The sequence below is a fragment of the Campylobacter concisus ATCC 51562 genome (assembly GCF_000466745.1).
Taxonomy (GTDB): Bacteria; Campylobacterota; Campylobacteria; order Campylobacterales; family Campylobacteraceae; genus Campylobacter_A; species Campylobacter_A concisus_B.
Genome location: NZ_ANNI01000004.1, coordinates 62078 through 73106, shown reverse-complemented (window position 1 = coordinate 73106; position 11029 = coordinate 62078). Strand labels below are relative to the sequence as shown.

Below are 11029 nucleotides of genomic sequence, written 5' to 3'. Positions count from 1 at the left end.
AATCTCTCTCTACCCGCCATAAAACTATCTATAACTTAAAGTCTACTGACCTTTATTTTTATTGCTTAAAACATTGGCACTAAGCAAAAAACCACTTTATAAAACTTGCCAATTATCTTTTACTTTGCCATATAACTAACATTAAATTTTGCTCCATTTCAGGGACAAATTTGCATAGAACGCTTAAATTTAGATTCTATTTGCCTTATCGACAGTTACGAACGCCCAGTGCATAAATTCTTGCCTTGGTTTGTATTTGCCGCTACTAAAATACTCCGCTAGCCGCGCTTCCTCCGTTTCGCTTAGCTCGCCGCCAAGCCCCCAGCGCGTCTTTTGGATTAGCTCCTGCGCGCTTGTTTCCGGGCCCGCATGGCACTTAGCCTTTATGTAGCTAAGGCTTGGCAAATAGCTCATTTGAAACAAGATGTTTAAAAGATAGACGAAGTCGGGCTTTTGCTCCACCTTGCGCCCTATCGCGTCCAAAATCTCATCATCCACGAAGCTGCCGCCCACCTTAAACGTGATGTAAAGCGATTTTTTGGTCTTTGAAAGAAGCTTATTAAGCGCGGTTTTTAGATCGTCCACCTCAAGGCAGCGCGAGGCCAAAACCACGTCGCACGCGGGCACGTCCGACCAGTCGTCCTCAAAGGCTTTTTGCGCAAATTTAACGTTTTTCGCGCCGTAAATTTGAGCATTCTCGCGGGCAAATTCTAGCATCTTAGGCGAAAAGTCGTAGCCGTAAATTTGATCCGCTTTTTTCGCCGCCAACACGCTTAGCGCGCCCGCGCCGCACGCAAAATCAAGCAGCGTAGAAACGCCCGTAAAATCGACCTTATCTATAAAATCTCGCGCGTAGGCGCTTTTCATCACGCCCTCGTTGAAGCTGGGTGCCTTTTTGTCCCAGTCCGCGGCAAATTTTTTGCCGAACGAGCTTCTCGCCTTTTGCGCCTTATAAAGCGCGTCAAAGTCGATCTCGTCGTAGTTTGAAGGTAAAATCATAATCTATCCTCGTACTTTTCGTAGTTTATGCCGTAAATTTTATCGATATTTTCGGCATTTATGAGCTGCTCGCTGCGCCCGAAGGTTAAAATTTCGCCGTCTTTTAAAAACAGCGTCAAATTTGAGACGAACTTCGCATGTCGCGGGTAGTGCGTCGTCTGCACGAAGGTGTAGCCCTCGTCGCCTAGAGCTTTTATCATTTCGAGCAGCTTGATCTGATTGCCAAAGTCCAGCCCGTTTGTAGGCTCGTCCATAAAGATCACTTTCGCGCCCTGAACCAGCGTGCGCGCGATGTACGCCAGCTGCCGCTCGCCGCCGCTAACCTTTGTGTAGGGTGCGTTTTTTAGATGCGCGATACCCATCTTTTCCAGCGCCTGCTCGGCTAGCTTTTTATCCGCCGCGCTAAAGCTAGAAAACAGCGGTGTCCTACACAGCGCGCCCATCAGCGCGACGTCAAAGACGCTGTAGTCGTATGAGGGCGCGTGCGTTTGCGGCACGTAGGCGACGAGGGAGGCGAACCCCTTTTTGCCGTAGTCGCGCACGCTTTTGCCCGCGATTAGCACCTCGCCCTCAAATTTTAAAAATCCGAGCATTATGCAAAGCAGGGTGCTTTTGCCGCTGCCGTTGGCGCCTAGGATGCTTAGCGTATCGCCCGTCGCGACGTCAAAGCTGATGCCCTTTAGCACGAGCTTATCGCGGTAGGCAAAGCGCAAATTTCGCACTTCTATCAAATTTTCTCGCATCAAAAGCTCCTCTTGGCGCGGCGAAGCACGATGATAAACATCGGGATGCCAAATAGCGAGGTGACGATGCCGATAGGGATCTCAAAGGTAAAAATGAGCCGCGAGAAGCTGTCGCAAAAGAGTAGAAATATCGCGCCGATCATCGCCGAGCTTGCCAGAACCGCGCGGTTGTCGGCGCCGAATATAAAACGCGCGATGTGCGGCACGATAAGCCCGATCCAGCCGATGATGCCCGCGATCGTCACGCTAAGCGCGCTAACGAAAGTCGCGACTAGGATGATGAAAATTTTAACCCGCGCCACGTTTACGCCTAGGCTCTTTGCCTCCTCCTCGCCAAGGCTTAGCGCGTTTAGGTATTTGCCGCTAAGCGCTAGCAGCAAAACGCCCGCGCACATCGGCAGGATCGAAATCTCTATGAAGCTTTTGGACGCAAAGCCGAGGCTTCCCATCAAAAAATATGTGATCGCTGGAAGCGCGTCGTTCGGGTCTGCGGCGTATTTTAGCACAGAGAGCAGCGAGGTAAAGAGCGAGCCGCTGATGACTCCGCCCAGCACCAGCACGATGACGCTACCGCTGCGCGAATACAGCGCCGAAACGCCGAGCGCCACCGCCACGGCAAGAAAGCCAAAGCCGAATGTGCTAAGCTGGATGAGATATTCATTGAGCTTAAAAAACATCCCGACCGCTGCGCCGAATCCCGCGCCGCTTAGTACGCCTAGTATCGAGGGGCTTACGAGCGGGTTTACGAACATCGCCTGATATGCCGCGCCGCTGATAGCAAGGCTAGCGCCGATGAGCACGCAGGCGAGTATGCGCGGCAGGCGGATCTCGAGCAAGAGCGTGTGCATCACTTCATACTCTTTTAAATTTTCGCCTTTTAAAAGAGCGGTGACGTAGTTTATGTAATCGCTCGCGCCAAAGCCGTATTTGCCAAGTAACATCGAGCCAGCGACGCAAAGCACCAGCAGCAGGGCTAAAAACGCAAACGCCTTTTTGCTCATTTTTCTTTACTCACTCGGCGCGTCCCAAAATTTTATAAATTTGCTCGTCCGTGAGCTCAAGGTCCAAAAATAGCTTGTAAAACTCGCGCGTCTCGCGAGCCATGTCAAATTTAAACGCCTCGGGGTAGGCCAAATTTATGAGCCATTTTAGCCCCAAAAACCTCATAAACGAAGGCGGGCGGTCGAACCACGAAAAGGGCTCGCGCGGGATGTAAAACGTTTTTTTGTTTTTCACTGCGCCCAGCAGCTGCCACTTCGGATCGCCGTAAATTTTATCAAACAGCTCTTTTTCGTAGATGAGGATGACGTCCGGATCGTATTTAACGAGCTGTTCGAAGCTGATTTTAACGCGCCCGAAGGATTTGGCGTTTGGATCTTCGCTACACTTATGCACGTTCTGCCCTCCGGCTCGCTCGATGAGCGTCGCGTGCCACGAGCCCTCGCACTCGGTGGCTAGCCCGTCGCCGCCCTGCGCGTAGTAGATTTTTACCTTTTGCAGGTTGTTTTTCTTAATGTATTCCTCAATCTGCGCGGTCAAATTTAGCGACCCTTTTGCGTATTTTACGAGTTGCGCCGCGCGCTCCTTTTTGCCCGTGATTTCGCCTAAAATTTCAAACCCGTCCAGATAATCCTCAAGCTTCGTCGCGCTTAGATAGAGCATCGGTTTTTTGATAGAGCCGAAAACCTCGCTCATCTTTTTGGCGTTGCGCGAGCTTGCGTTTACGAGGATGAGCTCAGGGTCTAGGCGTAGCAGCATCTCGGCGTTTGGGATCTTACCCTGACCGAAAAAGCCTCCCACGACGGGCTGCTCTTGCACCTCTTTTTTGACGTAGGGGCGCTCGAAGGCGTTCCACTCGAAATTCGTGCCGCTGATTTTAGCGGGATCAAGCGCGTAAAGCATATATAAAAGCGGCGGCGAACTGGCGTAAATTTTAGCGGGCGTGCCTTGTAGTTGAGCCATGTTTTCGCTATTTTGCGCGATGTAGTCTTTGATTTGCGCCTCGCTCATCGCAAAGCAGAAATTTACGGCCGTAAGTAGAAAAATTAGGATTTTTTTAAACATTTTTTGCCTTTAAAATTAAAAAGAGTTTGCTAATGAATTCTATCAAAATTCATTAGCAAACCAGCTGTAAAAAGCTGGTTTGAGTGATTTAGAATTTATATCTTACGTTTGTAAAGAAAATTCTACCTTCTTCAGGAAAGCCCTCTCTGTACTCGTAGTTTTTGTCAAATAAATTCGACACGCCCGCTTCAAAGCTTAGAGTCTCGGTCGGTTTGTAGGTAAACTTGATATTTGTCGTGCCAAAACCTGCTAACTTAGTAGTTTCTTGGGCGTTAGAAAAGCGAGTAGACATCATGTATTGAGATAGGTAGATGCTAAATTTAGATAAGAACTTATAATCCATATAGGCAAATGCTTTGTGTTTTGGTATGTCAAATACTAAAGAATCATCAGTATTTTTATATTTAGCACTTAAATAAGTATAGTTACCACCTAGCTCCAAATCTTTAGTAGCAAAATACACCGCACCTAGCTCAAAGCCTTTATATTCAGACTTACCAATATTAACGCTTTTTCTAAGTTCTGTTTTTTTTCTGCCAACCCCTGCATAAAGACCAGTATTGATATCACCTATGGCATCTTTTATCTTTGAGTAAAAGAGTGCCGTTTCAAGCCTAAATGTCTCGCCAAAATTTCTTTGATAGCCGATTTCGTAGTGATTTGCTACCTCAGGTTTTAAATTAGGATTTGAGATATATCTGTTAAATCTCGTACTATACCTTTCCTTCATAGATGGGAAGTATGTCTTTTTGGCATAGCTTAAACTTAACTCATCATTGCCATCAAAGCTATGTTTGATCGCAGCTTGGTAGTTAAAAGCATGCTCTTTACTTGCGTCATAGCTTACCATTTCAGATTTTGTATTATTGGTTCCAGATATAGGAAGTGTCGCCCAAGCTCTTGCGCTTATGGGCTTTCTAACATCATAGCTAATACCTGCAATAATTTTTGTCATATCACTAAATTTATATGTATTTTCAAGACCAAAAGAGTACATCTTATCTTTCATGTCCTCTTCGGGCTCTTTATATTTAGCACCTTTGTGGTGGTCATGCTTATAGCTTGTAGCAAATTTAAGAGTATCCTTGTCGCCAAGGTCTCCACCAACTTCTACACCAAAACCGTAAGATTTATCTTTGTATCTGCTTTTGTGATTTGGAGAAAGTTTGCCATTCTTGTCTTTCTCCCAAACAGTTTTTTCTTTATTGTCGTAGCTATAAAGCTCATTTTCAAAGGTGTCATTAAAAATTTTTGTATTTACATATAGCGGTCCAAAGTCAGTATGAGACAAGAAGTAGAGACTCTCTCTATCCCATCTTGGCCAGTCCCAGTATCTATATACTTGTTGTTGCCAAGATGCATATCTACCGGTATAAAAAGGCTGCTCTTTCTCGCCTTTTTGATTTACGTACGCTACGGCGTATTCGTCGGTTTCGTTTGGTGTAAAGCCAAATTTTATATTAAATTTCTTATCGCGTTGCACCGAGTTGTCGCGTCTGCCGCCATCCTCGTTGCCTGTTAATTTTTGGCTAAATTTATGAGATAGCTGCTGTCCCGCGTCCTCAATGTAGCTGCCGCCTGCTTGCGCGTAAAATAGCTCTTGCTTCGTGCCGATGCTAAAATCGACGTTATTGCCGTAGGTTTTGGCGTTTTTGCCCGTCTCAAAGCCGTAGCCTAGGCTTCCTTCAAGCTCTTTGCTAGGCTTTTTGGTGATTAAATTTATCGCGCCGCCCATGGTGTTTGGGCCGTAAAGCACCGAGCTAGAGCCTTTTGATATATCTATGCGGCTTAGATCAAAGGTCGTAAATCGCCCGAAATCGGCGTTGCCGTCATAAGGCACGTAAACGGGAATGCCGTCGATAAAAAGTGGAGTTCTGCGCGCGTCAAAACCGCGAACGTAGAAATTTTGCTCGGCGCGCGGGCCTTTTTTATCTACATAAACACCTGGTGTCGTGTAAGCAACCTGTGAAAGGCGTTTGATGTTATCTTTTTGCATCTGTTCTTCATTGATTACGGCGACGTTTGCATCGCTTTTTTGTAAGCCACCTAACTCTCCAACAACCTCAACTTTACCTAAAGTAAAGACTTCGCCATGCAGTGCCATCGCAGCACAGCAGGCTATCAAACCCAACTTCTTCATAAAGCTCCTTTTTTACATTAAGTTTTTATTTTATATAATGCTACTTACCATTCTAACGATATTAATATTATAAAAATATAAAAAAATAATTTCATTTATAAACTAGATAAATTTTAAAAGAAAGAGTGCAAATGTGCTTTGAATTTCTACTATGTATCGACGATACAGACGAGCTTGGCGGAGAAATTTCAACTGGAAGTTTAGCTCAAGAAATAGCCCTAAAAATTAGCTCATTTGCCAAAGTCTCTTTTATTACACGCCACCAACTTTTACTAGATCCTCGCATAAACTACACTTCGCACAATAGCTCAATGTGTTTAGTTGCTAAAATTTCAAAAGAACAAAAGCAAAAGGTGCTTGACATTACGCTTGAGCTTTTAACAAATAAATGCGCTAAAAGCGCTGAGCCCGGTATCGCAGCTGTTTTTAAAGACGACATAAAAGATACGAAAGAGCTAATAAATTTTGGCAAAAATGCAAAAAATATGCTCCTAGCCACAAAGCAAGCTTTTGAGACGGCGCGCGAGCAAAACGTATTTTTAAAAGCTCTTACGCCAAATGCCAATGGCGTTATCGGCGCACTTGCGGGTATAGGGCTTAGGCTTAGCGGCGATGATGGCAAGATAAGGGGCAAATTTAAACTAAATGAGCCAAAGCTAAGCGTTGCTAAGCTCATAGAGCTTCCTTTTATAGAAGCGGTTTTGGATGAGAATTTTAAAGAGCTCGCAAAAGATGAGATGATAAATTTAGATGGCACTTTAAAGCCTATATTTTGGCATCACAAGGCAACTTTACTCGTGCAAAAAGACAAAAATGGCAAGTTTAGAAATTTAAACATAAAAGAGCTTCGGGAATTTTGACGATACAGAATTTCAATGAGAAAAATGAGTTTAAATACGGCAAATTTAACTATGAAAAAGCTCATAAAATAGCCCAGAACTGCGCTAAATTTAAGCTAGATAGCGACGAAGAGGAGACGAGCTGTGGGGACGAGAAAAGCTGCTACGACTGCGCATTTAGGCGCTGGAGTAAAGATAGCTTCATCTGCATGGCACAAGCTAGCAAAGGCTAAGCTAGCTCTACGCGACCATTTTTTTATCTTTAAGTTTTCCGCCACGTTTATACTTTAGCTCACCGCAAAATCTCTTGCCAAATTTCGCCTCTATTATAAGAACCAGCACGAAAAATATCTTTTCATCATTCATTCGTGCGATCTGGCGTAGAGTTTGGCTAGCGTCATTAAATTTAACTCCATTTTTACGTAAAGTTTCGCAAAAAATAGCCTCGTCAAAGCCCAACATTTGCGAAATTTCAGTTATGCTGTATGGCTCGAGTGAGGCGATGATGCGGTCCATGTTGCAAATGCTTGGATTTTTACTGCGTGTTAGCACATCCATTGTTTCATTTATTAGTTTTACTAGCTTTTTTCTACGATTTATAACGTGAAGTGTTGCAGCAAGCAATATTAAAAAACCTGCGATTTTATGGGCATTTAGTAAGTACTCATTATATTCGCCAAGTGCAAAATTTACACCAGAGAATGCGAGCATGCAAAGCCCTAAAATAAGAACTAAAACAAGACAGAATTTATAAATAACCTCTACTTTAAACATGATACTTATCCTAAAATATATTTTTCTAATTATACACTTTAGGAGTTGAAATTTATCACCAGCTTATTTAGCTGGTGATTTAATTAGATTAAAAATTGTAGTTAAAGCTGAGATTAAATGTGCGTGGATCGCCATAAACCATCATGTTTTTGCCGATGCCCTCGTAGTATTTTTTATTAAAGAGATTATCGATATTTAGCTGCACGTCAAAGTTTTTACCAAATTTATATCCAAACATCAAATTTGCCAAAGTGTAGCCCTTTTGTGTGATCTCACCTGCGCCTTTGCCAGTGTAAATTTTGCTCTTATACATAGCTCCAGCCCCTACCCTAAAGTCTCTGATCTCATACTTTGCAAATAAATTTGCCGTACTTCTTGATGAGTCGGTGGCGTATTTTTCACCATTAGCATCTTTTGCGTTAAAGTGCGTTACACCAAAGCTTAGGCTTAAGTTTTTAGTGATCTCGCCATTTATATCTAGCTCGACGCCCTTGCTTGTGACACCTTTGCCAGATTCATATATTTTGGCATTTGTCGCTGGATTTATCTTGCCAGTATCTATGCCAAGCTTGTCTTGCACGATCTTAAAGACGCCAAGACTTGCTTGAAGCGCCCCGTCAAGATACTCGCCCTTGATGCCCACCTCATAGTCCTTGCCTTGGATCGGATCAAGATATTTGTCATTTGCGTCCTTTAAACTTTGAGGCTTAAATATGCTCGTGTAGCTAGCATATATAGTGTGGTTTGCTCCGATGTCGTAAGTGATGCCAAGATATGGCGTGATCTCATTTGTGAAATTTCTATTGTCTTTGCCGACCTCGATCTCGTATTTGTAGTAGCTCACCCTAGCACCTAGCAAAAATTTAAGCTCATCGGTGATTGATAGTTTATTTGCTGCGTAAAATGCCTTTTGTATCGTTTTGTCTTTGTTATTTTGATCTTCGTAAGGAAACTTTGGATCATCAAGGTGTAAATTTTTAAAGTCTATCCTACTTCTAGCCGTATAAGCAAGCCCAGCTGGCTTATTTTTTTGCACTAAGTAGCTACTTACCTTATCGCTACTTTTTTTATAGTTGTTATACATCGCGCCAAAGACAAACTCATGGGATAAATTTGCTATCTCGTAAGGGATATTTGCGTATGCATCGACGTTGTGGATGTTCTCCTCTCTTTTGTTTGCATAGGCGCTAAGACCACTCATATTGCCGGTGCCATCTAAATTTACCGCTCCGCCGTAGTAGAGTAAATTTGAGTCAGTGTTTGCCCGCCTAAATGAGTAGCTTAAATTTAAGCTCGCTTCATTTTCAAAGTAGTGCTTAAAATCAGCGTAGAAATCAAGCGTTTTTATATCCCACCTAGTCCAAGGCTGAGAGAAAATTTCATTTTTACTAAAATTTGTCCTAGAGCCATCTGTGTAAAATGCTGGCATACCACCCCATCTAACGCCGCGACGTCTTAGCTCTTGATAAAACGCACCAAGGCTAAGCCATGAGTTATCACCTATGTCGCTATCGACTACGCCGTAAATCGCGCTATTTTTGCGGTTGTAATAATCCATATAAGAGTGCGACTTCTCATGCATAAAAGAAAGCCTTGCTCTAACGCTTCCGCTCTCATTTACTGGCGTTTGCACATCGCCATTTACGCCGTATCTATCGTATGAGCTAGCACTTAGTCCAAAATTTCCTTTTAGCTCCTTTGAGTCTGCTCTTTTTCTTATGAAATTTAAGCTTGCAGCTGGATTGCCAGCGCCTGCAAGTAGGCCATTTGCCCCTTTTACCACCTCAACTCTTTCATAAGGCAGCAAGCTCATATCATTTGCGCCAAGGCTAAAGCCGCCAAAGCTAGGCATCGAATCAAGCAAGTAATAATCTATCTTAAAGCCACGAGCCGTCGGATATACGCGCTCGTCCATTTTATTTAGCGTGACGCCTGGGATATTTCTAAGAAGTACCTGATAGTCCTTGATGCCTTGATCTTTTAGCCTTGCTTCTGTTAGCACAGTTAGCGACTGTGGCGTTTGGCGAGAGGTTAAATTTAGCCTAGTTGTGCTCTTTACAAGCTCTTTTGCAAAGTAGTTTGCATCGTCTCTTCGCTCGCTCTCCACGACATCGACCGCTTCTAAAACCTTGTCATTTTCATTAGCATAAATTTGAGGCAACGCCAAAATTTAAAGCAACTAAGCTAAGTAAAATTTTTTTCATTTTTTCTCCTTTTAAATTTTCTAAACCACAGATAAAGCCCTGAGATGCTCAAAACTAGCGGCGAGATGCCCACTATAAACCAGATAAATTTTGTAGTTTGGTTGTAGTTCCCAAAGTGCGATCTCCTAAAGGCTGAGAGGATTTTCTCACTTAAATTTGCATTTTTTATGTCTAGGACGCTAACTAGTTTGCCGCTATCTTTGTCATAAGTGATCACGCTTGAGTACTCATTGTGCAAGAAACTTTGCCATATCACGTAGCCAAAGATGCGGATGTTTGCTCCTTGCATGAAAGGCAGCGATATGAAGTGTGGCTCAAAGCCTTTGATCTCCTTTTTCGAGCTAGCCACCAGCTCGTCAAGAGATAGGCCTTTGTTGTAAATTTTTGCGTCTATTACGAAGTCATCTTTAAACTCTGGCGCGCGTGCCATCTGAAATTCCCACCAAGCACCACTTATGCAAATGAGCAGTAAAACTGGCGTGCAAAAAATTCCTATTATCTTGTGGATGTCGTTCATGAAAACATTTAGGCCATTTACGCGCAGTCTAAGCAGAGTTAGCCAAAATTTGCGGTAGATCACAAAGCCGCTAATGCAGATAAAAAATGTAAAAATAGCTGTTAGAAAAAGGATAACATTGCCACTTTTTTCAAGCAAAAGCTCCTCGTGGATATGCGCTAAAACCCCGAAAAATCCCTCATCGTGTGCCAGTGGCTCGCTCTTTATCTTACCGCTAAAAGCGTCAAAATAGATAAATTTCCACTCTTTTTGACTATCATTGTGCTCGATCAACCAAATTTTGTCGCATTTTTTAGGATTTGCATCGATATTGATGCCGACCATCTCGTAGCCGTCAAGCTCGCTTGCGATGATCTCTCTTTGCTCATCAAAGCTGATCCTTTTGCTTAAATTTTCTTTGTTTAAATTTACATTTACGACATTTGGGGCAAGAAGGCTGTTTATCTCATTTTTATAAACGAGGATCGCACCGCTAAAACAAACTACTGCAAGTGGAATGAAAAATAATATAGATAAATAAGTGTGCAATTTATAAAAAAATTTTTGATTTAGAAATTTCACTTTGTTTTAAAGCCTTTTGATGGTAGGTTTTGATAATGGCTCGCAATCTTACACAAAATTTACTTTGATAATATTTAAAACTATTATCAATTATGATTCCAGAAAAGAAAAATTTTTATAGAATGTAAATTGAAAAAAATAAATAGATTTGATTTTTAAAAGAATAAGCAACTCCTCTTTGTGTATAC

Annotated in this window: 9 protein-coding genes and 1 pseudogene; 2 read left to right on the top strand and 8 right to left on the bottom strand. The window is 42.8% G+C overall.

Translation table 11 applies throughout. The features are described from left to right. Nucleotides 1-189: 189 nt before the first annotated feature. The 5 genes from ATCC51562_RS05095 to ATCC51562_RS05075 all read right to left on the bottom strand — a co-directional run bounded on the left by ATCC51562_RS05095 (nucleotide 190) and on the right by ATCC51562_RS05075 (nucleotide 5946). Nucleotides 190-999, bottom strand: a complete 810-nt coding sequence (locus ATCC51562_RS05095) for a class I SAM-dependent methyltransferase (RefSeq protein WP_021091110.1) — start codon at nucleotides 997-999, stop codon at nucleotides 190-192. Next, nucleotides 996-1742: an ABC transporter ATP-binding protein gene (locus ATCC51562_RS05090; protein WP_021091101.1), complete on the bottom strand. Its 747-nt coding sequence runs from the start codon at nucleotides 1740-1742 to the stop codon at nucleotides 996-998. Before ATCC51562_RS05090 ends, ATCC51562_RS05095 begins: the two co-directional genes overlap by 4 nt. Continuing rightward, nucleotides 1742-2743, bottom strand: coding sequence for a FecCD family ABC transporter permease (locus ATCC51562_RS05085; protein WP_021091102.1), 1002 nt, complete (start codon nucleotides 2741-2743; stop codon nucleotides 1742-1744). The genes ATCC51562_RS05090 and ATCC51562_RS05085 overlap by 1 nt, the downstream gene beginning before the upstream one ends. A 10-nt stretch (nucleotides 2744-2753) precedes the next feature. Continuing rightward, on the bottom strand, nucleotides 2754-3806 hold the full coding sequence (locus tag ATCC51562_RS05080; RefSeq protein WP_021091138.1) for an ABC transporter substrate-binding protein: 1053 nt from the start codon (nucleotides 3804-3806) through the stop codon (nucleotides 2754-2756). Between the two features lie 88 nt (nucleotides 3807-3894). Continuing rightward, nucleotides 3895-5946 (bottom strand): TonB-dependent receptor plug domain-containing protein, encoded by a 2052-nt coding sequence (locus tag ATCC51562_RS05075; protein ID WP_021091085.1) that lies wholly within the window; start codon nucleotides 5944-5946, stop codon nucleotides 3895-3897. 131 nt (nucleotides 5947-6077) lie between these two features. On the opposite strand from ATCC51562_RS05075, the gene ATCC51562_RS05070 reads away from it, so the two are divergent. Both ATCC51562_RS05070 and ATCC51562_RS05065 read left to right on the top strand, forming a co-directional pair. Further along, a complete protein-coding gene (locus tag ATCC51562_RS05070) occupies nucleotides 6078-6806 on the top strand; it encodes a hypothetical protein (protein WP_021091076.1) in 729 nt (242 codons plus the stop codon). Next, nucleotides 6803-7018, top strand: a complete 216-nt coding sequence (locus ATCC51562_RS05065; RefSeq protein ID WP_021091133.1) for a hypothetical protein — start codon at nucleotides 6803-6805, stop codon at nucleotides 7016-7018. Before ATCC51562_RS05070 ends, ATCC51562_RS05065 begins: the two co-directional genes overlap by 4 nt. Before the next feature lie 7 nt (nucleotides 7019-7025). Here the strand turns inward: ATCC51562_RS05065 and ATCC51562_RS05060 are convergent, their stop codons facing one another. The 3 genes and pseudogenes from ATCC51562_RS05060 to ATCC51562_RS05050 form a co-directional block, all read right to left on the bottom strand. Continuing rightward, the gene (locus ATCC51562_RS05060; RefSeq protein WP_021091086.1) at nucleotides 7026-7559 is read right to left on the bottom strand and encodes a hypothetical protein; all 534 of its coding nucleotides are present in this window, start codon (nucleotides 7557-7559) and stop codon (nucleotides 7026-7028) included. A gap of 88 nt (nucleotides 7560-7647) precedes the next feature. Then, nucleotides 7648-9763: pseudogene (locus ATCC51562_RS05055) on the bottom strand (TonB-dependent siderophore receptor). Continuing rightward, on the bottom strand, nucleotides 9744-10841 hold the full coding sequence (locus ATCC51562_RS05050) for a PepSY-associated TM helix domain-containing protein (protein WP_021091108.1): 1098 nt from the start codon (nucleotides 10839-10841) through the stop codon (nucleotides 9744-9746). The pseudogene ATCC51562_RS05055 and the gene ATCC51562_RS05050 overlap by 20 nt, the downstream one beginning before the upstream one ends. Between the last annotated feature and the right edge of the window lie 188 nt (nucleotides 10842-11029).